The sequence below is a fragment of the Christiangramia crocea genome (assembly GCF_022410465.1).
Classification (GTDB): domain Bacteria; phylum Bacteroidota; class Bacteroidia; order Flavobacteriales; family Flavobacteriaceae; genus Christiangramia; species Christiangramia crocea.
Map to the genome: position 1 here is coordinate 45,938 of NZ_JAJSON010000014.1, position 25,319 is coordinate 71,256.

Here is a 25,319-nt window from a genome sequence, read left to right on the forward strand (position 1 = left end):
AAACGGCTTTGAAGTTAAGCAATATTAAGAATAATTTAAGATTTGTACAAGGATAAAAGGTACGATTTTAACGATTAACGGTAAATATCATGTTAAAATAGTGTTAAAAGTGTTTATTCCACACCTCTGCCATCTTTCGGGCGTGTTGTTTAGGGGTTACCTTAATATACTTTAGGAAGTTCTTCTCTGTTGTATGCCCGGTGATCTGCATAATATCTAAGGTCGGCATATCCAATAAATAGTTATTCGTGGCAAAAGACCTTCTACAAGTATGAGAGGATATTAATTGCCATTTAGGATAGTAACCTAGTTCCCTTCTCATAATTGCATTTTCTTCTTCATTCTCGTTTACATTGACCATTTTAGAGCCGTACACCTGATCTGTGATACCGGCTTTGCGTGCTACCTTTTTAATATACTCATTGAATTTCTGCTCTGATATATTCCTAAGCGTTGGCAATTCTTTTACCCATGGATGCAATGGAATAACAACGGCCTTTCCTGAAGTGGCTTTTGTTTTTAACGGGGTGATCTCTATAAACTCACTATCTATATTCTCCACCCTATGCCAGTCTGAAACCCGTAAACCTGTCCAGCATCCGAAAATAAACCAATTACGCACGTTATCTAGGCTTTCACTTGTTGCTTTCCAATCCTTAATCTTCCGGATCTCGTCTATCGTACAATACACATCATAGGTCTCATTGCTTGGTAAATAGAAATCATTAGAGAGAATGAACGGGTTTACCGGGTGGTTGTCTTTTGCTTGCTTTGCCATAACTTTTAAATATTTAATAAATACCGCTATACTGTTTTCTGCCAATCCCTGATCCTTAAAGTAGTTGATAAAGTCCGTATGAAAGTTTTTATCTAATCCCTTGAAATTGACTTCGTATTCTTTATCCTGGAACTCCTTAAACTTCTTAATCGTCTGTTCGTATTTTTTTATTGTCTCTTTAGCGTAAGGTCTTTTTGTTTTCGGGTGAATGTTTACTTGAATCCATTTATAATAGGAATCACAGAACTCGGTAAAGGTTTTGCTTTTCTTCTCGTCAATACGAATCCAGATGTTTTCTAAGAGGGCTTCGTTAATATCTTCCCCTTTGGTTTCTTTATCGTATTTCTCCGCTATTAACTCAAGGCGTTTATTTATCTTTGAAGCGTAACTTGAAGTAGTTACCAGGTCTTTGACTTTCTGTTTTTTACTATCCCATGCATTAACCGGTATTTTTTCACCTATGGATTTTCTGAAAGGTGTTCCGCGCTTGTAAGAAATCCTCAGCCAGATAGTAGCCTCCTGTTTATATTTTCGAACATAAAATGCAGTCGTCATAAATTTACTGTGTAAACATTTGTGTAAACATATGAATTTTTTCTGGTTTTTTCAGGTACTTACTGGAACTTTTAAAATACTTGTAAACCTAATGGAATCAGGCACAAACAAAGGGAAAGGGCTAAAAACAAGGGAGTTAGAAAAACATGGGTTCTGCCACCGCCTCGGGCACTTTTTTCAGGATTTTCTTTGGTAACCCATTACGGGTTATTTTTTTGTCTAAAATTTATTTTGTTTAATATTTTTATACATCAATTAAACAATTTAACATTTTCCTATAGGTATCGTATTCTATTTATCTTTAGATTTGTTTAACTTCTACTGATTACTATGGAACACATTAAGCAGAATTTCAGCATTAAGGACCTTGAACACCTAAGCGGTATTAAAGCTCATACCATAAGAATATGGGAAAAACGCTACAATATACTCCAACCCGAAAGAACGGATACAAATATCAGAACCTATGACGGAGAGAACCTTCAGAAATTACTAAACATAGCATTTCTGAATTCACATGGCTATAAGATCTCCCGGATCTCCAGGATGAAGGAAGATGAAATCAACAGCCTGGTACAGCGTATCTCGGCCTCTGCAAGCGAGGAAAGCCGTTCAAGAAATGCTTTTAAGCTGGCGATGATGAATTTCAACGAAAGGCTTTTTCAGGAGACCTACAACAAACTGAGAGAGAAAAAAACTTTCAGAGATGTCTTTCATGACGTATTTCTTCCTTTGCTCAATGATATTGGAATGCTCTGGCAAACAGATACTATAAAACCTATACATGAGCATTATATAACCGAGCTGATCAAGCAGAAGATATATCTGAATATTGCGGAACTCAAATTCACCAGCCCCCTGAATGGCGAAGGTGACCAAAAAATATATGTACTCTTCCTGCCGGATAACGAAATTCATGATATAGGAATACTTTATCTGAATTACGAACTTCTGGCTGCCGGAAGAAATGCGATCTACCTGGGCCCCAGCCTTCCACTTGAAAATATAGATTATCTAATGGACAAACACGACAACCTTGCCTTTATAAGTTATCTTACGGTATCTCCAACTAAAACAAATATCCATGAGTTCATCGAGAAGTTCCAGAACCAGGTATGTAAAAAGAAAGTAATGGACCTTCTATTATTTGGACAGCGAACCAAAGAGATCGAGTCTGAAGATCTTTCTGAAAATATTAGGGTCTTCTCCTCCATTCCCGATTTTACCAATACTCTTTAAGCCATTTAAATGTCTAAAACTATAAACATAATAGGTTCTGGATTTTCTTCTTTAGCTGCCTCCTGCTATCTGGCTAAATCAGGACATCATGTGGAGGTCTTCGAAAAGAATGGCAGTGTTGGCGGTAGAGCCCGGCAACTAAAAAAGGATGGCTTCACCTTCGATATTGGTCCCACCTGGTACTGGATGCCAGATGTATTTGAAAGGTTCTTTGCCGATTTCGGAAAAAAACCATCAGACTATTATTCGCTGGAAAAGCTTGACCCAGCTTACGAGGTATATTTCGGTAAAGATCAAAGAGTGAGCATCCCTGGAAATCTGGAGGGCATCTACAGGAATTTTGATAAAGAAGAACCTGGTAGCGCAAAAAAGCTTGAAGTATTTATCTCAAAAGCTCAGGACAGTTATGAGATCGCTATTAAAGATCTGGTATACCGTCCAGGGGTTTCACCATTAGAGTTAGTGACTCCTGCAACTACCAAAAGACTGGGAAGATTTTTTACCGATATCAGTTCAGAAGTTCGAAAAGAATTCACCAGCAACAAACTACGACAGATCCTGGAATTCCCGGTTTTATTTCTTGGTGCAAAACCAAGCGACACTCCGGCATTTTATAGTTTTATGAATTATGCCGATTTTGGCCTTGGAACATGGCATCCAAAAGGTGGCATGTATAAGGTAATTGAAGGAATAAAAGACCTGGCTGAATCCCTCGGAGTCATTTTCCACACTGATTCTCCTGTCCAAAAAATACTCGCTGTAAAAGGAAAAGCTAAAGGTATTCTTGTTGATGGTAAGGAATATTATAGTGATATCGTTCTGTCAGGAGCAGATTATCATCATTCTGAACAATTATTACCACAGGAGTTAAGGCAGTATTCAGAAAATTACTGGAGTAGCAAAACCTTTGCTCCTTCTTCTCTCCTATTCTATGTAGGTTTTGATAAGAAATTAAAGAATGTTTCACATCACACCTTATTTTTTGACAGTAGTTTTGAGAAACATGCAAAAAATATTTATGATTCTCCGGAATGGCCCGAAGACCCTTTGTTTTATGCGAGCTTTCCTTCCAAAACTGATAGCACCTGTGCTCCTGAAGGTAAGGAAGCAGGAATTTTTCTGATTCCACTGGCCCCCGATCTTGAAGATACTCCTGAAATTAGAGAACGTTATTTTGAGCTTATTCTCGATAGATTTGAAAGACTGACCGATCAAAAAGTCAGTGAAAATATAATCTTCAAGGAGTCTTTTTGCGTAAATGATTTTAAGGAGGCCTATAACTCTTACAAAGGAAATGCCTATGGAATGGCTAATACCCTTTTTCAAACTGCATTTCTAAGACCAAAAATCAAGAGTAAAAAAGTTGATCAACTATATTTCACCGGACAGTTAACAGTTCCCGGACCGGGGGTTCCACCATCTTTGATCTCCGGAAAACTGGCGGCCGGCTTAATAGAAAAAAATGAAAAAAATTGATATGAAAGCTATTTTTGACCATGTATCCAGATCCTGTAGCAGGGAAGTGACCAATTCCTACAGCACTTCTTTTTCATTTGCCACCAAAATGCTGGCTCCTTCCATCAGGCAGGATATTTATAATATTTATGGTTTTGTAAGGTTTGCAGATGAGATCGTAGACACTTTTCATGACTACAACAAGGAAGAACTTTTCAATAATTTTGAAAAAGACCTTCATAAAGCCATTGAGGACAGGATATCTCTGAACCCTATCCTGAATTCATTTCAGGAAACCGTACTTAAATACGGGATAGAAAAAGAACTTTACTGTGCTTTTATGGATAGTATGCGCCTGGATCTGCATAAATCTGAATATCTTAGCATGGATGAATACAGGCAATATATCTACGGAAGTGCAGATGTGGTGGGACTAATGTGCTTAAGGGTATTCGTGAAAGGAGATAAGAAGAGATATGAGAAGCTTAAATCTTCGGCAATGAGCCTTGGATCAGCTTTTCAGAAAGTAAATTTTCTGAGAGACCTTAAAGCAGATTATGAAGATCTAAGCAGAAGTTATTTTCCGCATGTGGATATTTCTCAATTGAACGAAATGAATAAGGAACAGATTATCAAAGAGATAGAGGAAGATTTTCGTAAAGGCCTGAAAGGAATTGTGCAATTGCCGGTAGAAGCAAAGTTCGGAGTTTATACAGCCTATATTTATTATAAAAAATTATTGCAAAAACTAAAGAAGGTTCCATCTTTGGAAATAAGAAAGCGCAGGATTAGAGTACCGAATTATGAAAAAGCCGGTCTGCTTGCAAAATCTTATATTTCCTACAGACTCAACCTGATTTAAAGATTACTGATTATGGACGTTTTAATATGGATAGCGGTATTTCTGGGAACCTTCATTATGATGGAGGGAATGGCCTGGTTCACCCACAAATATATCATGCATGGCTTTTTATGGAAACTTCATAAGGACCACCATAAAAAAGACCATAGCAGCTGGTGGGAAAGGAATGATCTTTTCTTTGTTTTTTACGCCCTTGTCAGCATCGGATGTTTTCTTTTGTGGAAATATGATGATGTATGGATAGGCTTACCGTTAGGCCTGGGAATTCTTGCATACGGAATCACCTATTTTACGGTTCACGATATTTTTATACACCAGCGTTTCAAGATCTTTAGAAATGCAAAAAATCGGTATGCAAAAGGCATAAGAAGAGCCCATAAGATGCATCACAAACACCTGGGAAAAGATGATGGTGAGTGTTTTGGAATGCTTTTCGTACCTTTCAGATACTTCAAAAAATAAGAAACACCAATAAATGTTAGAACCAGATTATTACTACGTTATTGTGGGTGGTGGTCTGGCAGGGCTTCAGCTTGCATCATGCTTTAGTAACGATGTATTCTTTAAGGGTAAGAAAATAGCTATAATCGAGCCCACCGAAAAGATAGAGAATGATAAAACCTGGTGTTTCTGGCAGAACACTTCGGGCAAATGGGATCATCTTATTTCTAAATCATGGAAAAAGGCTTCTTTTTTTTCTTCAGAAACCGAAAAGATACTTGATCTCGGTGATTATTCTTATAATATGATCCGGTCTTCAGATTTCTATCAAAACGTGAAATCTGAATTAGAGGCTTCCGAAGATTTCGTCTTTATAAAAGACAGAATCGAAAAGGTGGACCCTGTTACGAGAACTGCAATTGGCAAAAAAAACAATTATACGGCCACTCATTTCTTTGATAGCCGGGTAACGGATGATTACCAGGAAGACCCAAAAACGAGCATTTTATACCAGCATTTTAAGGGATGGGTCATTGAAACTAAGGATACTGTTTTTGTTCCTGAAACCTTTACCATGATGGACTTCAGGCTGAAATATAAAGATTCGACGAGTTTCACTTATATACTTCCACTTACCAAAAACAAAGCTCTGGTAGAGTTCACTTTTTTCACCCCATATCTTACTGATGACAACGTCTACGATGAGATGCTCGGGAAATATCTAAGGGAAATACTTAAATTAAAATCCTGGAAAGTTACCGAAACCGAAAGCGGCCTTATACCAATGACAGATTATCCATTCCATAAAAACAATTCAGCTTACATTACCAAAATAGGCACAGGAGGCGGGTGGGTTAAGGCTTCCTCGGGCTATTCGTTCAAGAACACAGAGCGAAAGGTGGAAAAGATAATTGAAAACATCAAGAGGGGCTTATTACCTTCAGAAGACCTTTTCAATAAGAACTTTGCAAGGTATGACGCTATCTTTCTTGATGTGCTGTCACACAGGAATGATCTTGGCGAACAACTATTCACCAAATTCTACACGAAGAACGCCATAGAGGATATTTTCAGATTTCTGGACGAAGAAACATCTTTTTCTGAGAATTTAAAGATCATGCTTTCACTGTATCACCCTGAATTCATTAAATCATTTTTCAGAAAACTATAATCTATTCTGCGATCAGTTCATCAAGGGTCTTCCTGAAACTGTCACTATTCCAGTCTGCAGCTCCAACCTTGTCTACTACAATACTCCCGTCTTTTGAGATAACATAAGTGGTAGGCAGCGTTCTCCCATCCATTGGTTCAGGTGCCTTTGTAAGCATCTTATAGGATGGTAGTGTAAACCTCTTTCTTTTCATATAATTTTCAACTGTTTCATGCTGCTCCCCTGAAACAAAAAGAAAAGTCACCTTATTCTGATAATCTTCATACAATTCCTGAAAACTTGGCATTTCAGCAATGCATGGAGGACACCAGGTAGCCCAGAAATTAACGATCACAACTTCATTTCTAAACTGGGAGAATTCGGCCCTCTTTCCCCTGCTATTCTCCAGCACCCAGTTATAATCAGCAACTTTAACCCGATCTTCCTCATCATTCACTGAAGGCGCAAAGGATATTAGTTTATTAACGAAAATCTGTATGGGCTTTCGCGTCTGCGGAATGATCATCGCAAGGATAATAACGATTAGAATGATATTGGACCACTGATTCTTAAAAATCTTCATGAGATGGTTGTTGAATTTCGACAAATTTAAGACATAAAAAAACTCCCTGAAAAAGGGAGTTTTCTTTTTATAATTTCAGCTTAAAGATTAAGCTGCATTTTGCTTCTTAATAAGGTTAAGAGCTGAACCATGCTTATACCACTCAATCTGAGGTGCATTATAAGTGTGGTTCGCCTTGATAGTATCCTTACTACCGTCTGCATGAACGATTTCAATCGTTAATTGCGTATCCGGAGCAAAATTCTCAAGATCTACAAAGTTGAAGGTATCATCTTCCTGAATAAGATCATAATCGTTCTCATTAGCGAAAGTTAGACCTAACATTCCCTGTTTTTTAAGGTTTGTCTCGTGAATACGGGCAAAAGATTTCACTAATACAACCTTAACACCCAGGTGTCTTGGCTCCATAGCTGCATGCTCTCTTGAAGAACCTTCACCGTAATTATGGTCTCCCACTACTACCGTTGGAATTCCTTCTTTCTTATATTCTCTTTGTACTGCAGGTACCCCATCGTACTCTCCAGTCAACTGATTCTTTACAAAATTGGTTTTCTTATTATAGGCGTTTACAGCACCTATCAAACAGTTGTTAGAGATATTGTCTAAGTGACCTCTGTAACGCAGCCATGGCCCCGCCATAGAAATATGGTCTGTAGTACACTTACCCCATGCTTTGATAAGCAATTTAGCACCGGTAAGGTTTTTCCCATCCCATGGCTCAAAAGGAGTTAATAGCTGAAGCCTTTCACTGTCTTCTGCAACCTTCACTTCTACGCTGCTTCCGTCTTCATTTGGAGCAACATATCCGGCATCTTCAACGGCAAAGCCTTTTGTTGGAAGTTCAATTCCCTGCGGCTCGTCCAGCATCACTTCTTCCCCATCTTCATTCATCAACTTATCACGGGTCGGATCGAAATCAAGCCTACCAGAAATTGCTATTGCTGCTACCATTTCAGGAGAACCCACGAAAGCATGAGTATTCGGGTTACCATCAGCACGCTTAGAGAAGTTACGGTTAAAAGAGTGAACGATTGTATTCTTCTCTTCACCCTTTCTGTCTGAACGATCCCACTGACCTATACATGGCCCGCAGGCATTCGTAAAGATGGTAGCTTCAAGGTCTTCAAAGATCTGAAGCAATCCGTCTCTTTCGGCCGTAAATCTAATTTGTTCCGATCCCGGGTTGATCCCGAAATCTGATTTAGCTTTTATCTTTTTATCTACTGCCTGTTTTGCGATTGATGCGGCTCTGGTAAGATCTTCATAAGAAGAGTTGGTACAGGAACCGATAAGACCCCAGTCAACATTAATTGGCCAGTCATGCTCCTTCGCTTTTTTGCCCATTTCAGAAATTGGAGTAGCAAGGTCTGGAGTAAATGGCCCGTTTAGATGAGGCTTCAATTCAGAAAGATTGATCTCGATAACCTCATCAAAATACTGCTCGGGATTTGCATAAACCTCATCATCACCGGTTAGATGCTCACGAACTGCATTGGCAGCTTCAGCAACATCTGCACGGTTTGTAGCTTTCAGGTAACGCTCCATAGAGTCGTCATAACCAAAAGTTGAAGTAGTTGCACCAACTTCAGCACCCATATTACAGATAGTTCCTTTACCTGTACAGGACATAGATCGTGCACCTTCTCCAAAATATTCAATAATTGCACCGGTACCTCCCTTAACGGTAAGAATACCCGCAACCTTTAAGATCACATCTTTAGGAGCCGTCCATCCAGAAAGTGAACCGGTAAGTTTCACTCCAATAAGTTTAGGGAATTTAAGCTCCCACGCCATTCCAGCCATCACATCAACCGCATCTGCTCCACCAACACCAATGGCAACCATTCCAAGACCTCCGGCATTCACCGTATGAGAATCGGTACCGATCATCATTCCACCAGGGAATGCATAGTTTTCAAGAACTACCTGGTGAATAATACCTGCACCGGGCTTCCAGAAACCAATTCCGTATTTGTTCGATACTGACTCCAGAAAGTCAAAAACCTCACTACTGGTCTTATTAGCAGCCTGAAGATCTATCGCAGCTCCCATTTTAGCCTGGATTAGGTGATCACAGTGAACCGTAGTTGGTACTGCAACCTGCTTCTTTCCGGCCTGCATGAACTGTAAAAGTGCCATTTGGGCAGTCGCATCCTGGCAGGCAATCCTGTCTGGTGCAAATTCCACATAATCCTTTCCTCTGGTATAAGCTTCAGTAGCTTCACCATCCCATAAGTGAGAATAAAGAATTTTTTCTGAAAGTGTCAAAGGTTTTCCAACAACTTCACGTGCTTTGTTCACACGATCAGCCATATGGCTATAAACCTTTTTAATCATATCAATATCGTATGCCATATTCTGTTTAATTTATGTTCTAAAAAAGTCTCGCAAAAATAGGGATTTTAGAGCGATTTTGAAAATTAGAAGCTATACTATAAAAAGTGTAGGAATTATTTCGGAAATTATAATTTATCCATTTAATTTTTCAACTAAACACAATATTTAAATGATAAATTAAGAATTCAGCAATAACAATCAATTTTTTTGAAAGATTGGTTGTTTAGACCAATTATGAATTAGCTAAAAAGACCAAAATCAGGTAAATAAAGCTTATAAAAAATACGGTTTCTAGAAAAGTTTCCTAATAATTTCCTCTTCCGTGATACCTTCAGCTTCCGCTTTATAATTTTTAATAATCCTATGTCTCAGGATCCCGAAAGATACAGCCCGGACATCTTCGATATCGGGAGAGAACTTTCCATTCACAGCTGCATTGGTCTTGGCGGCCATTATCAAGTTCTGGGACGCTCTGGGACCGGCTCCCCAGTCTACATAATTCTGGACAAGGTCTGGTGCATTACTGTTTGGCCTGGTCTTACCTACCAAACGCACCGCGTATTCTATCACATTATCCGGAACCGGGATCCTGCGAATAACATGTTGTATCTCTGAAATTTCCCCGGCACTGAACAGGGCTTCCACCTGTTGAGATTCATCGGAAGTTGTGGTCTTGACCACATCTACCTCTTCCTCAAAGCTTGGATAATCAAGATTAATAGCAAACATGAACCTGTCCAGCTGAGCTTCGGGCAAGGGGTAGGTTCCTTCCTGCTCTATCGGATTTTGAGTAGCAAGCACAAAATAAGGCAGATCCAGTTTATAATGATGTCCCGCAACGGTAACCGCCCTTTCCTGCATGGCTTCCAAAAGGGCCGCCTGTGTTTTGGGAGGGGTACGGTTTATTTCATCTGCAAGAAGAATATTGGTAAAAATGGGACCTTTAATGAATTTGAACTTACGGTTCTCATCAAGTATCTCAGCTCCCAGTATATCACTGGGCATTAGATCTGGAGTAAACTGAATTCTTTTAAAATTCAAACCAAGTGCCTGTGCAATGGTATTTACCATTAATGTTTTTGCCAGGCCCGGGACTCCTATAAGTAATGAATGACCCCCGGAAAAAATGGAGAGCAGGATCTGGTTTACCACCTCATCCTGGCCCACAATAACTTTCGCGATCTCCTTTTTAAGGTCGCGATGTTTATCTACCAATTTTTCTACCAATGCAACGTCAGACATATAACTTAGTTTTTCACCCAGTCACTGGTATAATCGCAATCGCGATATTTACCATTTACTTTTATGTAAGTATCCGAAATTTTTTCTTCCTGCCATTCTGCGATGGCTTCCAGTTGTTTATCTCTTAAGGCAAGTTCCTTGATCTTGAGATAATCTGTAGCATAATCGGCTTCATGTTCAGGGATCTTTTTAGTCACTTTGATGATTTTGAACTGAGGCCTTCCGGTCCTGTCCTGCTGGGTTAACACCAGGGAAACTTCGCCTTCTTCCAGACCTTCCACCTGCTTGAAAAGCTGAGGGTCTATTTTGGTAAGTTCAAATCTTGTATCTCCGGTTCTTGGATTTATAAGCTTACCGCCCTCATTTCGAGTTTCCTCTTCATCGGAAGCTTCTCTTGCCGCCGCCGCAAAGTCAAGTTCTCCTGAGATCACCTTACTTCTAATGGTATCTATTTCGGCACGGGCCGCCTCTACAGATGCGTTGGTCACATCAGGAATAAGCAGGAGATGCCTGAGCTCAACCGTCTGCCCACGGATTTTATCAACCTGAATGATATGATATCCAAATTCAGTTTCAAAAGGATCACTCACTTCTCCTTCCTGCAGGCTGAAAGCTACGTCTTTAAATTCCTTTACAAAAGCATCTTTCCTGGTAAGAGTGATTCTTCCTCCATCGGAAGCAGTTCCCGGATCCTGAGAATAAAGCACTGCTTTAGTAGAGAAACTTGCGCCATTATCCAAAATATCAGCCTTGAATTCGTTCAACCGGTCTATTACCTTCTGTTTTTCAGATTCCGGGATCTCCGGCTCGATCACGATCTGGGAAAGTTCCACCTCAGTTCCAAACATCGGTTTTTCCTCCATTTCAGTAAAATATTGTCTTACCTCTTCAGGTGTCACTTCAATTTCTTCAATGATCTTCTGCTGCATTTGCTGAGCCAGCTGTCTCTGTTTATTGATCCTGAACAGTTCTTCTCTTAGTTCTTCTTCGGTTTCTTTATTATAGAATTCAAGAATCTTATCCATTGATCCTGCCTGTTGTACAAAACCCTGAAGTTGCTGATCTATCATCCCATTTATTTGTGCATCAGGAATAATTATACTGTCCTGAATGGCATGGTGAGCATAAAGTTTGTTTTCCATAAGAGAACCGGCAAGATTACAGTCGGTCACTTCCGCAGTAGAAATTCCCTGGCTCTGCATGTCTTTATACATCAGGTCTATATCACTATCCAGAATTATATAGTCCCCTACCACTGCAGCAATTCCATCTACCTTTCTGCGTTGGTTTCCCTGCTTCTCTTCATCAACTTGCTTTATTTCGGCATCGGGCTGGATAGAAGTACTGTCAGTCACTATCACTTCCTGAGCCTGTACAAAAGTGGTAAGCACCACACAAAGGCCTGCGAGGACCGGTTTAATTGAAAATTTCAAATTCATTATTTTTAATTGCATCTTTAGTAATCTCTTTTTCTAATTCTTTTATTAAAGCCTGTTTACGCTTATTGAGTAATATTTCACGTATAGTCGCCGAAGCATATTCCAGCGGAGCCTGTTCATTTCGAGTCAGGACGTCATTTACGAACACAAGATACACATTTAGTGAATCCTTCAATTCCATAAAATTAGATTTCTTAAGCAGACTTGATCTGTCTTCTACAGAAAGCGGATCAATTTTACTGTAAACCGATTTGGTTTTGACCCATACCGAATCATTCATTGAATAATTCTTGAACTGCAGGGCCATATCGCTAAGTTCTTCCCGATCTTCTTCATTGAACCTGATAAATTTTCGCTTTATCTCTTCAATATTATTGCTATTACCGGCGAGGTTTATATACCTCAATTTTACCAGATCTTCATTGAGAATAAAATTCTCCTTGTTCTCTTCATAATAGTTTAAGATATCATCCCTGTTAAGAGAAGTATCAAGATCCCTTGAGACCACCGCATCAGTATAGGCATTTGTATAAAGCTCATTCCTGTAATTATTTACAAGATCGTTGAACTCCCTCTGCTGAGACTCGGGTAAATTCAGCTCTGCCCTGTCTATTAACAACTGCTGCGTAGCCCACCTAGTTATATAGTTTGAAACAATTAGTGCACTATCTTCTGGTGAGGTATTTTCATTTATCAGAGAGTTTATATCCTCTTCATATAAATAAGAATCATTCACCCTTACAACTACCTGGCGGTCGTCGGTTTGTTGGAAATAATCACAACTCACCAGAACAAGGGAGAAGAGACCAAGAATAAATCCAATGAAATTTTGCTTCAAAATCAATTTTTTTAGCATCACACAATTTGAATGCCAGAAGAGGTCATGACCAAGTCAAAAGCCTTCATCCGGGCAAAAATAAGAATTAGTTAAGGTTCTGCAAGCTAAAGGCATAACGAAAAACGGTAGTTTTAAATTATAAATTTCTGGAATATTTAATTCCTCAGTATATTTAAAACACGACAAATCAATCCATTATGAAATATCAGCAGGAAATCACTATCGAATTACCAAGAAATGAGGTAGTGGAAAAGTTCTCCAATCCCGATAATATGAAGCACTGGCAGCAGGGTTTTATCTTTATGAAACCCATAAATGGTGAGCCTGGAGCCGATGGATCCCAGAACCTTTTGAAATACAAAATGGGAAAACGCCAAATTGAGATGACCGAGACCATACTTCAGAACAATCTACCTACTGAATATGCAGCCACCTACGAGGCGAAGGGGGTTTATAATTTTCAGCGAAACAGATTCCTGGAAACCCCGGAAGACTACACCAATTGGATAAGCGAGAATGAATTTCGATTTAACGGTTTCATGAAGATATTTGGATGGATCATGCCGGGCGCGTTCAAAAAGCAAACGATAAAATATATGGAAGATTTTAAGGCTTTTGCTGAAGAAGGAAAAAGTGTCCTAAATGAGTGAACCTTAATTTTGCGAAATAAAAGCTGGTTATATAAGCTTTAGCCTGTTATATTTGCGAAAAATAATTCAAAATGAAACATATAAGTTTAGGAATTCTATTATTATTTATCACATTTTCTGCAAATGCACAGTCTAAGATCGGAACCATAGATGCCGAGTATATACTTTCCCAAATGCCCGAAAATGTTGCAGTGAACAAAGGACTTGAAACCTACAATAAAGAGCTGCAGACCGAGCTTGAGAAAAGTATTAAAGAATACGAAACGCTAGTGAAAGACTACCAGGACACAAATGCAGATCTTACCGAAGAAATAAAGAAGGAAAAGGAAAGTAAGATCATAGAACTGGAAAATGAGATCAAGGGATTTCGCCAGAAGGCGTCTGTAATGATGCAAATGAAAAAGAATGAACTTACCGGGCCTTTATATGAAAAAATAGACAAGGCCATGCAACAGGTAATTGCAGAAGAAGGATTCACCCAGATCTTTCATGCGGGGGCAAGCGGACTGGCTTTTTCGAGAGTTGAGGATGATATTACTTTAAAAGTTATGGATATACTAGGAATAGAAGCTCAGGATCCACAACCTGCTCCAGAAAATACTGTTGAAAATTAGGCAATTTTTAGTTTTATAAAGCCATAAAAAATCCCCACGATGCGTGGGGATTTTTTATGCTATGTTACTAAATTATTTATCTGCTATAATTAGGTGACTCTTTAGTGATTGTCACATTGTGAGGGTGACTCTCATGAACTCCAGCGCCAGTGATCCTTATAAATCTTCCTGACTCTTTAAGGGTTTCAATATCTTTTGAACCACAATAGCCCATTCCCGCCTTTAGTCCTCCCACAAACTGGTGGATGCTCTCTTCAAGATCTCCTTTATAAGGCACACGCCCAACAATTCCTTCGGGGACCAATTTCTTGATGTCATCTTCCACATCCTGAAAATACCTGTCTTTGGAGCCTTTTTCCATGGCTTCTACAGAGCCCATACCACGATAGGATTTGAACTTTCGTCCTTCATAAATAATGGTCTCACCCGGAGATTCCTTAGTTCCTGCAAGCAGTGAACCCAGCATTACGCAATCGGCTCCCGCAGCAATGGCTTTTGGAATATCCCCGGTGTAGCGAATACCACCATCAGCAATCACCGGCACCCCTGAACCTTTAATGGCTGCGGCTACTTCCAGAACTGCAGAGAACTGAGGGAAACCAACTCCTGCTACCACCCGGGTAGTACAGATAGAACCGGGACCAATCCCAACTTTAACTGCATCTGCACCTGCCTCAACAAGATATTTAGCTGCTTCTGCCGTAGCAATATTACCCACCACCACTTCTAGGTCTGGAAATTTATTTTTTATCTCTTTAAGAACATAAACCACTCCTTTTGTATGACCATGGGCCGTATCTATAATTATGGCGTCTACTCCAGAATTAACCAAGGCTTCAGCCCGGTGAACAGCATCTGCAGTAACCCCTACCGCGGCTGCAACCCTCAAACGACCATAGCTATCTTTATTGGCCATTGGCTTTTGAGTAAGCTTTGTGATATCCCGGAAGGTGATTAATCCAACCAGTTTGTTCTCTTTATTTATTACCGGAAGTTTTTCAATTTTGTTTTCCTGCAAAATATCCTCAGCATCTTCCAGAGAAGTTCCTTCAGAAACGGTTACAAGATTTTCTGAGGTCATTACTTCAGAAATGGGGCGGCTAAGATTTTTTTCAAACCTTAGATCCCTGTTGGTTACAATTCCCAGAAGTTTACCGCTTTCGTCAACGATTGGAATACCTCCAATACTATGTTCTCTCATAGATTCCTTTGCATCCCGCACCCTGGCAGTAACAGGAAGGGTTACAGGATCTATGATCATCCCACTTTCAGCACGCTTCACCTTTCTAACCTTAAGTGCCTGTTGCTCAATGGTCATATTCTTATGAAGAACACCAATCCCTCCTTCCCTGGCCATTGCGATGGCCATTCTGGATTCGGTAACTGTATCCATCGCTGCTGAAACGATTGGAACGTTGATAGGAATATTTCTTGTGAATTTGGATTGTATACTTACTTCCCTTGGCAGAACATCAGAATAAGCCGGAACTAACAGTACATCATCGTAGGTTAATCCGTCTCCAAGTATTTTTGATTCGTGTGCGGTCATTGCAATTAAGGATTTAATTGCATGCAAATATACGTTTTATATATCAGAAACCTGATTTTAAGAACCCAAAGTTTCTTTTCTGAAAAACAGCTGGTAAAATATTATTAGAATGGACGCAATAAACACACTGGTCATAAGTATTCCCGACAGTATTACTATATATTTCATCCATAAAAGGCCCTTCCACATAAGATAAATTCCACCAAAAGTTAGCAGGATGGAAAAGAAGGGTTCTATTATTAGAAAGAATTTTAATTTTTTAGGCAGCCTGGTAAGCAGGAGAATTCCGCCTAATAAAAAGAAAATAAAAGACATCGAAAGGATGTGGGTGTGAATAATGGTTAGCATTTCCCGTTCACCTTTCTTAAATTTCATCACCTCGGCATCTTCAACATCTTCGTTGCCCAGGTAATTCTCTTCAATACCTTCCGGAGTGGTGGTTTCTGTTTGCCCTACGAATAGCAGACCCGTAAAATAGCCCACACTCAGAACAAGCACAAAAACCGCGATAAAGGATTTTATTTCATTTGGTAAACGAAGTAAGAGCCCGTTATAATTCATTAAATAACATTATGAGACCTTAAGATACCAACTGTTTCGAGTATATCAGACACAGCGTTCTTCATAGACCTTACAGAGATAGTGGCTCCCGAAATCGCCGCAACATCATACATATCATCACCGCTGGATTTCCCGGTAAACTGCCTTAACCATCTTCTGCTGCCAATTTCACCGCCGTACTCTTCACGATATACTAAAACCTTGGTTTTAACAATGGTCAGATTTTCGTCAAATATAACGAGATAATCGAATTGTGCAGTTTTACTTGGCGCTTTATCCTGATAGACATAACCTACCAGTTCACCATTAGAGTTGATCTGAAAAAAGTTTTGAGAAGTAATCTTTGATGGCGTTTTAACTCCCTTTGGAACATTTACCGAAGCATATGTAGGGTTTTCCAATTCAAAAACGTCCTCCACTTCCTTCTCCACTTTCTTACCGGGACTATTCCCCAGAGCAACCGTAAGTGCAATAAAAGAGGTTATCAGAATTAAAAAGTTTTTTAGCATCATCAAGATTTTTAATTTACTTCTGCAATTAAAATACCAAAGTCAGGATGGCATGGTGCCCATCCTGACATTCAGGAAAATTATTTATTATTTTTTAGAACCATACTCCAACTCCAAAATTCAACCTATTAGGAATATCGGCATTAGCAGCATCATTATCCCTAATTTGATAATCACCTTTAAATACTACACCGGGCGCTATATGATAGCTTAAGCCCATAGTAATATCATTTCTGTTATAGGCATGATTCTGCACAAGGCTACCTTCAGTTTCGGCATGTGTGTCATACTGCTCATATCTTGTGAAAGCAAAAAGTTTTTGCTTGTTAGATAAAGGCAATAAATTATAGGCAGCTTCAGCATACCATCCCTGCAACTCACTTCCAAGATCCTGTCCGGTTAACTCATTATATGCATCAGTGTCGCTAAGCCCCGCATATATAAACTGACCTCTGGCTGTAAATCTTCTGTAAGCATACCTGGCGTCAAATCCAACCATAGACATACCCACATCAGCACCTTCTATATGATCTATTTCATCATCAGCCTGCGTTCTTCCGAAGTAACCGGCAAGTCCTAATCTTAACCCAGGAAACCCGTAGTAATCAAGTTTTGCGGAAAGGTTAGGTTTATTAATAGTAGACTTGATACCTTTTTGACGACCACCGCGTAGACCACTGCTGCCGCCTATTCTTCCAGTACCATCGGCATCTGTAGATTTAAATCCGTTGAACAGATATGCCTGGTAACCCAGGGAAGCACTATTGATCCTACCGGTTACCCCCACCCCTATTTCTCTCCAGGTAGATGGAACAATGGCATTATCTACCGCTGGTCTTTCTACACCATTAAAGGTTGTTGGCTCATGAAATTCATTAACGATACCCATTGGTACAAGCATTAAACCTGCACGAAGGTTTACGTTATTAGCAACATTATAGTTTACAAAAGCCTGCTCCACATATACTTCTTCCACATGTTCAAATTCAACCTCAGACACAAACTGAACCTTATCACTAAACCTGTATCCTAAAAGCACTACAAGCCTTTGAACGTCCAGTTCACCGTTGTCACCTTCCGGCTGATTGTAATTAATCTCGCCGTAAGCACCTAAAGTAACTGCTTGTGAATAGTTTCCGGATAAAATACGCTGTGCAGCGTTTTGTTGTTTTTGAGGATCAAATGTAATTGAGTCCTGAGTAGTTTGAGCAAATGCAATAGTACTCGCAATCCCGAATACTAAAAATAAATAAAATTTAGTCATCATCTCTTATTTAGACTTGATAAAAATAGTAGTTAAGTTTCGGTGGCAAATATAGAAACCCGCTTTGGCTGCAACAAGTTTATTTAGATTAATTTTAAATAATATTTATAGATAAGAAAATAGTTTTCTATAAGGAATTCTAATGATACACAGTGAAAATTCGCGAAGCCTCATTATAAGCTGACTCAAAACTTGTCATTTTGATATTAGCATCAGCTTTCGCAGCATTAAAGTAAGACAGCATTTTTTCAGAAGGCATATTTCCCGTTAGCTCATCCTTAGCCATTGGGCATCCACCAAAACCCTGGATCGCACCATCAAACCGGCTACAACCTGCTTTGTAAGCCGCATCAATCTTCTCATGCCATTTAGAAGGCGTAGTATGAAGATGGGCACCAAATTCGATATTGGGATATTTTGGAATGAGATTGGAAAAAAGATAATCTATAATATCAGGAGTTGAAGAGCCCACGGTATCAGATAGTGAGAGTATCCTGACCCCCATTGCAGAAAGTTTCTCGGTCCAGCTTCCCACGATCTCTACATTCCAGGGATCTCCATAGGGATTACCAAACCCCATACTTAAATAAGCTACCACCTCTTTTCCATTTGCATCAGCGATATTCAGGATTTCCTGTAAGACCTCCACTGATTCTGCAATGGTCTTATGCGTATTACGCATCTGGAAGTTTTCGGAAATCGAAAACGGGTATCCCAGATAATCTATTTCTTCAAATTTGGAAGCATCCTGGGCACCCCGAACATTGGCTACAATGGCCAGGAGTTTGCTGGAAGTTTTTGAAAGATCCAGTTTTTCCAGGACCTGAGCTGTATCCCTCATCTGGGGAATGGCTTTTGGAGAAACAAAACTTCCAAAATCAACGGTATCAAAACCGCAACGCAATAATGACTGTAGGTACTGGGCCTTTTTCTCAGTGGGAATAAATTCCCTGATACCCTGCATGGCATCCCTGGGACACTCGATCATTTTGATTTTCCGCATATGCTCAAAGATAGTATTTTAAGGAAAATTGAAAAAGAATTAAGATTTACTGATAATATTAAATTTTATCCCGAAAAGAGCTATTTTTGGGTACCAATCTTTCAAGAGATCAGACGTCCAACAGGAGAACAAAATAACGATCACCAACATCCATCACAAACCCCGGTTTAAATACTTAGATGATATCGGAGCCCGGAGAAAGACTAAGCAAAATTGAACCGCTCAAATAAAGGAATTAATTCTCCGGTCCATTTTTAAATACCCTTTTTTATTACCTCCTGATTTATCTTTTTTATCAAGCCCGGGCCCTCATAGATAAAACCGGTATATAACTGAATAAGGCTGGCACCTGCCTCCAGTTTTTCAATGGCATCTTCTGGAGTATGTATCCCTCCTACTCCAATTATCGGGAAAGCTTTTCCACTTTTTTCTGAAAGGAATCTTATCACTTCTGTAGATCTTTTGGTAAGTGGTTTTCCACTGAGGCCGCCAGTTTCATCTTTATGATCAGACTTTAATCCTTCCCTCGAAATAGTGGTATTTGTAGCAATAACTCCGGCAATCTTTGTTTCCTGAACGATCTCTATGATATCTAACAACTGGTCATCGGTAAGGTCGGGGGCAATTTTAAGCAATATTGGCTTAGGACCATCCTTAGCATTATTTTTTTCCTGAAGCGTATTCAGAAGATTTTTCAAGGGTTCCTTATCCTGCAGTTCCCTAAGATTAGGCGTATTTGGAGAGCTCACATTAACTACAAAATAATTGACATGATCAAAAAGCGCCTCAAAACTGTAAACATAATCATCCACCGCCTCTTCATTAGGGGTGATCTTATTCTTTCCGATATTTCCTCCTATAAGAACGTTTTTATTCCTTTTCAAACGCTCCACCATCTGCTCCACTCCTTCATTATTAAATCCCATACGATTGATGATGGCAGAGTCTTCTTTTAGCCTGAAGAGCCTTTTCTTTTCGTTGCCCGGCTGAGGCTTAGGGGTAACGGTGCCCACTTCAATAAATCCGAAACCAAGCGCAGAGAGTTCCTTGTAAAGTTTCGCATCCTTATCAAACCCAGCCGCAAGTCCCACCGGGTTTTTGAATTTCAGTCCAAAAACCTCTCTCTCCAGCCTTGGATCTTCGAGATTAAATTTAGATTTCAAAAATTCCAGAGCGCCAGGAATCTTACAAAACTTTCTTAAAAAATTAAAGGTGAAATAGTGAACCTCTTCAGGATCAAATTTGAAAAGTGCAGGTCTTATAAGCGATTTATACATACTGGAAGGTTTGTGCAAAAATAGGACGAATTGGGAAATACTCTATATGAAAACTTAAAAGGTTTTGAAGCAGTAACCTATATATGTATTTTTGAATAAATCTAACCAACATGACCAATAAACAGCATATAATTGACAGATTTTTCAGTTATATAAAGATTGATACCCAAAGCGATCCTAAAAGTACAACAACCCCAAGCACTGAAAAGCAATGGGATCTTGCCAATCAACTTGTAGAAGAATTGAAACAAATAGGCCTCGAAGAAGTGAGCATAGATGAGAATGCCTACGTTATGGCCACTCTTCCTGCTAATGTGGCTCATGATGTACCGGTAATAGGTTTTATTTCACATTTTGACACTACGCCTGATTTTTCGGGAACCAATGTAAACCCGCAGATCATTGAGAATTATGATGGAAAGGATATCGTTTTAAATAAGGACAAACACATTGTACTTTCACCCGATTATTTTGAAGACCTCACGCAATATAAAGGTCAGACACTTATCACTACCGATGGTACCACTCTTTTAGGAGCCGATGATAAAGCCGGAATTACAGAGATCATCACCGCAATGGAATATCTGATAGATAACCCCGATATTCCACATGGAAAAATAAGGATATGCTTCACCCCTGATGAAGAAATAGGAAGAGGTGCCCATAAATTCGATGTGGAAAAGTTTGGCGCCGAATGGGCCTACACCATGGATGGCAGCCAGATTGGTGAGCTGGAATACGAAAATTTTAATGCGGCACAGGCCGTTGTAAAAGTGGAAGGTAAAAGTGTACACCCGGGTTACGCTAAAGATAAAATGGTGAACAGCATGTATATCGCCCAGGATTTTATCAACTCCTTACCAAGGCTCGAAACTCCCGAGCATACTGAAGGCAGGCAGGGATTCTTTCATCTAACCAGCATCAAGGGAGATGTTGAAGAAACAATTCTGGAATATATCATAAGAGATCATGAAAAGGAACATTTTGAAGCCCGGAAACAAATGATGCAGGATCTTGTAAGTGAAATTTGCTCTCAGTATGAAAGAGAATGCATCAGTATCGAGATCACAGATCAATATTACAATATGCGGGAAAAAGTAGAGCCCGTTATGCATATTGTTGACCTGGCCCAGAAAGCCATGGAAGAGGTAAACGTAAAGCCTATCATCAAACCTATTCGAGGAGGAACCGATGGTGCACAATTAAGTTTCAAAGGTTTACCATGTCCTAATATTTTTGCAGGAGGTCATAATTTCCACGGAAAATATGAATACGTCCCTGTGGAAAGTATGCAGAAAGCGGCAGAAGTTATTGTAAAACTTGCCGAACTAACTGCCAGTAAATATGAAGAATCATAAATTCAAGCCATGCCAGTCAAAAATGTAGAAGAGTATATTAAATGTCACTCTTACTGGGAAGAAGAGTTAAGACAGTTACACGAAATGATCCTTACTACTGAACTAAAGCCGGAAATAAAATGGGGGGCACCGGTTTACACTCTGGAAGGTAAGAACGTAATGGGAATTGGAGCTTTTAAAAATCATTACTGCCTGTGGTTCTTTAACGGAGCCCTTCTAAAAGAGAACACCTCTCTGCTGGTGAATGCGCAGGAAGATAAGACCAAGGCTTTAAGGCAGATACGATTTGAAAAAGGGGAGAATGTAAGGACATCAGTACTTCTACCTTATATCAGGGAAGCGATTCAGAATCAAAGGGAAGGAAAAGAAATAATGCCAGACAAGAACAGGGAACTGGTAATACCAGTGGAACTGAGCACCGCCCTGGATAATGACCGGGAACTGAAGGATTCCTTCAGCAAGCTTACTCCGGGAAGGCAAAGAGAATATGCCGAATATATCTCGGAAGCGAAGAGAGAAGCTACAAAGACAAGCAGATTAGAAAAGATAAACCCCATGATAAAAAGCGGGGTTGGTCTAAACGACAAATACAAAAATTGTTAGCATAAAAAAAGCAGCTTAAAAAAGCTGCTTTTCTTGTATTATAAAATTGTGATTTTACTTCTTTTCCTTTGCAGGTTCATTCAGTTTCTTGCTCATCTCCATTGAGATGGAAGAACGATCGAATGTTATTTTTCCTGCTCCGGTTTCTATAATCACCGCATTATTTTTTTCACTAAAATCTATGATCTTGCCATGCATCCCGCTTTTGGTAACTATACGGTCTCCCTTTTTAAGTTCTGCAGCAAAATTCTTTTCCTGTTTAGCTTTTTTCATTTGTGGTCTTATCATAAAAAAATACACCACCACAAACATTAAAATAATTGGTGCAAACTGCGTTAATTGATCCATATATGCTCTTAGCTCGCGTTTTCGTCAGCCTCTACAAAAGCCTTGATTTTAATTTGTTCTTTACCTGCTTCAGTATTCGCAGTCACGGTAACAGTCTTGGTTACCTGTCCGTTTCCTGAGCCGTTGAATTTTACAAGCATCTCACCACTTTCACCAGGTGCGATAGTCTCATTCTTAGGATAGGTAGGCACGGTACAACCACATGAACTGGAAGCATTGGTGATCACTAAAGGAGCTTTTCCTGTATTTGTAAATTTAAACACATGCTCTACATTGGTTCCTTTTGCGATATTACCAAAATCAAATTCAGATTCTTCAAACGTGATCTCAGGATAAACAGTTTCCTGTGCGTCGCGTTCTGCAGCGGTCTCTACATTCTCTGCCTTTACTTTGTCTGAAGCATTATCTTTACATCCGGTGAACAGCATTGCTCCTACTGCTGCAAACATCAAAATTGTTTTTTTCATGGTGAAGTTATTTTGTTTAATTTCTAATCGATAAAAATAATAAAATTTCTTTACTACATAAGCCCCCGGCCGGTTTTATTTAATTTGTCTTCGCTTTGATATTCCTTGGATAGTTTATCCAAAACACCATTGATGAAGATACTGCTCTTAGGAGTGCTGTATTCCTTGGCAATTTCAAGGTATTCGTTAATGGTAACTTTTACCGGGATACTGGTGAATTTGAGGAATTCGCAGATCGCCATTTTTATAAGGACCATATCCACTTCTGCAATCCGGTCTTTGTCCCAGTTCGGTGTTTTTCCCAACATCTCTTTGGAAAGAGCTTCATCATTAAGATAGGTCTTTCTGAAAAGTTTTATGGCGAACTCCTTATCCTCTTCATTTTTGAATAACTGGGTGATCTTCTTTTCCTTACCTGTCTTTTCTTTAAGTTTCTGAAGAAATTTCAGGATAGCTGTATTCACAAGGGGAAGATCGTCTACCCAGGTTAATTTTTTATCTTCAAGATATTCATACAGCTTATCGTTGGGAGCAATAATTTCCTTAAAGATAGTTATGATGAGATCCTTATCTTCCTTAAAACTGGTATCCCTTGTTTGCATATACTCCTGGTAAGCGAGACTGTTGCGAACCTCATTCCAGATAATAGCCACATACTCATCATCCTGTTTCCACTGATTTATCTTATGGCTTTCCAGGGCATTCTGGATGCTTTCATTCTCATTAAGGATCTGGAAGACCTTATTGTCTACAAATTTCCTGTTTGGATCTTTCTCTTCGCTGGTAGCTAAATGCTTTTGCTGGGATTTTTCTAAATAGGTTTCCGCATGTTCTCTTATTTCGGTGATCAGACTAATCTGAAGAAGAAACAGGTCATACATTTCCTGCATACTTTTGAGCAGAAACTTCTCTTCGGTGGCAAGGTTATCATTCTGGCTTTGGTTAAAGGCATAAAGTGACTGCATTACTTTAACCCTGATATGTCTTCTTGTCAACATAATTGTAAAAGAACTTTTAGAAATTAAAAAGGGCGAAAGTAATTTACTTTCGCCCTGCAAAAATATCAATAAATTAGAACTGACTAATTCAAATTCTGTTTTTTTCTGTCATCAATTCTTTGTTTTGCGATCTGCAAGGCTGCAAAATGAGTTGTAATATCATCTTTAGAAGCCTTTTCAAGGATCCTCAGGGTAGTATTATATATATTTTCGGTCTTCCGCATTATTTCATTCCTGTCATAATTTTCAAGCTCGGCATAAACATTAATAATACCGCCGGCGTTAATAAGGAAGTCGGGAGCATATACAATCCCTTTCTGCTGAAGGATCTCACCGTGAGAAACCTCATTAGCAAGCTGATTATTGGCTGCACCTGCAATAATATCAACCTTAAGTCTTTGAATGGTATCATCATTAATAGTTGCCCCTAAGGCACAAGGTGCATAGATATCAACATCTGCAGAATAAATATCTCCTTCAGTGAATATATGGGCCCCGTATTTTTTGCTTACTTCCTCAAGCCGCTCTTCATTAATATCGCTTATGAATACTTCTGCCCCATCACCGGTAAGGTATTCAACAAGGGTCTCACCAACATGACCGATTCCCTGAACCAGAACTTTCTTTCCTTCAAGATCATCACTACCATACTTAAACCTGGCAGAAGCCTTTAAGCCCATAAAAACTCCATAGGCGGTGATTGGAGATGGATTTCCCGCGCCTCCCCTTGACTCAGAAATTCCCGTTACATATGGTGTTACCTCTCTAACAGTATCCATATCTGAAGTTTCCATTCCTACATCTTCGGCAGTGATATACTTACCACCAAGAGAATGCACAAATTCACCAAATCTTTTCATAAGCTCAGGTGTCTTATCTTTCTTGGCATCACCAATGATTACAGCCTTTCCTCCACCAAGGTTCAAACCTGTGATGGCACTCTTAAAGCTCATACCCCTGGATAAACGCAGAACATCGTTCAAAGCTTCCCATTCACTGGTATAGTTCCACATTCGGGTACCTCCAAGAGCAGGTCCTAAAACCGTGTTATGAATACCAATAATTGCCTTTAAACCTGTATCTTTGTCGTTGCAAAAAACGATCTGTTCATGATCGTCGAATGACACCTGTCCGAATACCGGAGCAGCTTTTTTTAGTTCTTTTGCATTTAGAACGTCAACTTGCATAGTTTGATGATT

At 39.4% G+C, this 25,319-nt stretch carries 25 protein-coding genes; 9 read left to right on the forward strand and 16 right to left on the reverse strand.

The window, feature by feature from the left end; translation table 11 throughout:
• Positions 1 to 103 precede the first annotated feature (103 nt).
• A complete protein-coding gene (locus LU635_RS05260) occupies positions 104 to 1,333 on the reverse strand; it encodes a tyrosine-type recombinase/integrase (protein ID WP_240096940.1) in 1,230 nt (409 codons plus the stop codon).
• Between the two features lie 330 nt (positions 1,334 to 1,663).
• Here LU635_RS05260 and LU635_RS05265 point away from each other — a divergent pair, with 330 nt between their 5' ends.
• The 5 genes from LU635_RS05265 to LU635_RS05285 are packed head-to-tail and all read left to right on the forward strand — an operon-like array spanning position 1,664 to position 6,501.
• Entirely contained in the window at positions 1,664 to 2,572 is a 909-nt protein-coding gene (locus LU635_RS05265) for a MerR family transcriptional regulator (protein ID WP_240096942.1), read from the forward strand.
• Between the two features lie 9 nt (positions 2,573 to 2,581).
• Positions 2,582 to 4,048 (forward strand): phytoene desaturase family protein, encoded by a 1,467-nt coding sequence (locus LU635_RS05270; RefSeq protein ID WP_240096944.1) that lies wholly within the window; start codon positions 2,582 to 2,584, stop codon positions 4,046 to 4,048.
• 1 nt (position 4,049) lies between these two features.
• Positions 4,050 to 4,889, forward strand: coding sequence for a phytoene/squalene synthase family protein (locus tag LU635_RS05275; protein ID WP_240097020.1), 840 nt, complete (start codon positions 4,050 to 4,052; stop codon positions 4,887 to 4,889).
• 12 nt (positions 4,890 to 4,901) lie between these two features.
• Positions 4,902 to 5,351: a sterol desaturase family protein gene (locus LU635_RS05280; RefSeq protein ID WP_240096946.1), complete on the forward strand. Its 450-nt coding sequence runs from the start codon at positions 4,902 to 4,904 to the stop codon at positions 5,349 to 5,351.
• 13 nt (positions 5,352 to 5,364) lie between these two features.
• Positions 5,365 to 6,501 carry a lycopene cyclase family protein gene (locus LU635_RS05285; RefSeq protein WP_240096948.1) on the forward strand — a complete coding sequence of 379 codons (1,137 nt, stop codon included), beginning with the start codon at positions 5,365 to 5,367 and terminating at the stop codon, positions 6,499 to 6,501.
• Position 6,502: 1 nt separating this feature from the next.
• Here LU635_RS05285 and LU635_RS05290 read toward each other — a convergent pair whose 3' ends face one another.
• The 5 genes from LU635_RS05290 to LU635_RS05310 all read right to left on the reverse strand — a co-directional run bounded on the left by LU635_RS05290 (position 6,503) and on the right by LU635_RS05310 (position 12,919).
• Positions 6,503 to 7,063: a TlpA family protein disulfide reductase gene (locus tag LU635_RS05290; RefSeq protein WP_240096951.1), complete on the reverse strand. Its 561-nt coding sequence runs from the start codon at positions 7,061 to 7,063 to the stop codon at positions 6,503 to 6,505.
• 87 nt (positions 7,064 to 7,150) lie between these two features.
• Positions 7,151 to 9,418: an aconitate hydratase gene (locus LU635_RS05295; protein WP_240096953.1), complete on the reverse strand. Its 2,268-nt coding sequence runs from the start codon at positions 9,416 to 9,418 to the stop codon at positions 7,151 to 7,153.
• A gap of 273 nt (positions 9,419 to 9,691) precedes the next feature.
• Complete coding sequence (locus tag LU635_RS05300; RefSeq protein WP_240096955.1) at positions 9,692 to 10,642, reverse strand: AAA family ATPase; 951 nt, start codon at positions 10,640 to 10,642, stop codon at positions 9,692 to 9,694.
• Positions 10,643 to 10,647: 5 nt separating this feature from the next.
• Positions 10,648 to 12,096 (reverse strand): peptidylprolyl isomerase, encoded by a 1,449-nt coding sequence (locus tag LU635_RS05305; protein ID WP_240096957.1) that lies wholly within the window; start codon positions 12,094 to 12,096, stop codon positions 10,648 to 10,650.
• Positions 12,059 to 12,919, reverse strand: a complete 861-nt coding sequence (locus LU635_RS05310) for a peptidyl-prolyl cis-trans isomerase (RefSeq protein ID WP_341482116.1) — start codon at positions 12,917 to 12,919, stop codon at positions 12,059 to 12,061. Before LU635_RS05310 ends, LU635_RS05305 begins: the two co-directional genes overlap by 38 nt.
• A 197-nt stretch (positions 12,920 to 13,116) precedes the next feature.
• On the opposite strand from LU635_RS05310, the gene LU635_RS05315 reads away from it, so the two are divergent.
• Together LU635_RS05315 and LU635_RS05320 are read left to right on the forward strand one after the other, a co-directional pair.
• The gene (locus tag LU635_RS05315) at positions 13,117 to 13,569 is read left to right on the forward strand and encodes an SRPBCC family protein (RefSeq protein WP_240096961.1); all 453 of its coding nucleotides are present in this window, start codon (positions 13,117 to 13,119) and stop codon (positions 13,567 to 13,569) included.
• 71 nt (positions 13,570 to 13,640) lie between these two features.
• The gene (locus tag LU635_RS05320; protein WP_240096963.1) at positions 13,641 to 14,183 is read left to right on the forward strand and encodes an OmpH/Skp family outer membrane protein; all 543 of its coding nucleotides are present in this window, start codon (positions 13,641 to 13,643) and stop codon (positions 14,181 to 14,183) included.
• Positions 14,184 to 14,259: 76 nt separating this feature from the next.
• Here the strand turns inward: LU635_RS05320 and guaB are convergent, their stop codons facing one another.
• The 6 genes from guaB to LU635_RS05350 form a co-directional block, all read right to left on the reverse strand.
• The gene (gene guaB / locus LU635_RS05325; RefSeq protein WP_240096965.1) at positions 14,260 to 15,732 is read right to left on the reverse strand and encodes an IMP dehydrogenase; all 1,473 of its coding nucleotides are present in this window, start codon (positions 15,730 to 15,732) and stop codon (positions 14,260 to 14,262) included.
• 57 nt (positions 15,733 to 15,789) lie between these two features.
• Complete coding sequence (locus LU635_RS05330; RefSeq protein WP_240096967.1) at positions 15,790 to 16,293, reverse strand: hypothetical protein; 504 nt, start codon at positions 16,291 to 16,293, stop codon at positions 15,790 to 15,792.
• Positions 16,293 to 16,805 carry an FMN-binding protein gene (locus LU635_RS05335; RefSeq protein WP_240096969.1) on the reverse strand — a complete coding sequence of 171 codons (513 nt, stop codon included), beginning with the start codon at positions 16,803 to 16,805 and terminating at the stop codon, positions 16,293 to 16,295. The genes LU635_RS05330 and LU635_RS05335 overlap by 1 nt, the downstream gene beginning before the upstream one ends.
• 91 nt (positions 16,806 to 16,896) lie before the next feature.
• Positions 16,897 to 18,069 carry a porin gene (locus LU635_RS05340; protein ID WP_240096971.1) on the reverse strand — a complete coding sequence of 391 codons (1,173 nt, stop codon included), beginning with the start codon at positions 18,067 to 18,069 and terminating at the stop codon, positions 16,897 to 16,899.
• A 136-nt stretch (positions 18,070 to 18,205) separates the two neighbouring features.
• On the reverse strand, positions 18,206 to 19,069 hold the full coding sequence (locus LU635_RS05345; RefSeq protein ID WP_240096973.1) for a hydroxymethylglutaryl-CoA lyase: 864 nt from the start codon (positions 19,067 to 19,069) through the stop codon (positions 18,206 to 18,208).
• 254 nt (positions 19,070 to 19,323) lie between these two features.
• Positions 19,324 to 20,346, reverse strand: a complete 1,023-nt coding sequence (locus tag LU635_RS05350) for a quinone-dependent dihydroorotate dehydrogenase (RefSeq protein ID WP_240096975.1) — start codon at positions 20,344 to 20,346, stop codon at positions 19,324 to 19,326.
• A 110-nt stretch (positions 20,347 to 20,456) separates the two neighbouring features.
• Here LU635_RS05350 and pepT point away from each other — a divergent pair, with 110 nt between their 5' ends.
• Both pepT and LU635_RS05360 read left to right on the forward strand, forming a co-directional pair.
• Positions 20,457 to 21,704: a peptidase T gene (gene pepT, locus LU635_RS05355; RefSeq protein ID WP_240096977.1), complete on the forward strand. Its 1,248-nt coding sequence runs from the start codon at positions 20,457 to 20,459 to the stop codon at positions 21,702 to 21,704.
• 9 nt (positions 21,705 to 21,713) lie between these two features.
• On the forward strand, positions 21,714 to 22,307 hold the full coding sequence (locus LU635_RS05360; RefSeq protein WP_240096979.1) for a YdeI/OmpD-associated family protein: 594 nt from the start codon (positions 21,714 to 21,716) through the stop codon (positions 22,305 to 22,307).
• A 54-nt stretch (positions 22,308 to 22,361) separates the two neighbouring features.
• On the opposite strand, the gene yajC is transcribed toward LU635_RS05360, so the two are convergent.
• The 4 genes from yajC to LU635_RS05380 form a co-directional block, all read right to left on the reverse strand.
• The gene (yajC, locus tag LU635_RS05365; protein ID WP_240096981.1) at positions 22,362 to 22,655 is read right to left on the reverse strand and encodes a preprotein translocase subunit YajC; all 294 of its coding nucleotides are present in this window, start codon (positions 22,653 to 22,655) and stop codon (positions 22,362 to 22,364) included.
• Between the two features lie 8 nt (positions 22,656 to 22,663).
• Entirely contained in the window at positions 22,664 to 23,122 is a 459-nt protein-coding gene (locus tag LU635_RS05370) for a DUF1573 domain-containing protein (RefSeq protein ID WP_240096984.1), read from the reverse strand.
• 53 nt (positions 23,123 to 23,175) lie between these two features.
• Positions 23,176 to 24,120, reverse strand: coding sequence for a transcription antitermination factor NusB (nusB, locus tag LU635_RS05375; RefSeq protein WP_240096986.1), 945 nt, complete (start codon positions 24,118 to 24,120; stop codon positions 23,176 to 23,178).
• An 83-nt stretch (positions 24,121 to 24,203) separates the two neighbouring features.
• The gene (locus LU635_RS05380) at positions 24,204 to 25,307 is read right to left on the reverse strand and encodes a Glu/Leu/Phe/Val family dehydrogenase (RefSeq protein WP_240096988.1); all 1,104 of its coding nucleotides are present in this window, start codon (positions 25,305 to 25,307) and stop codon (positions 24,204 to 24,206) included.
• Positions 25,308 to 25,319: the final 12 nt, after the last annotated feature.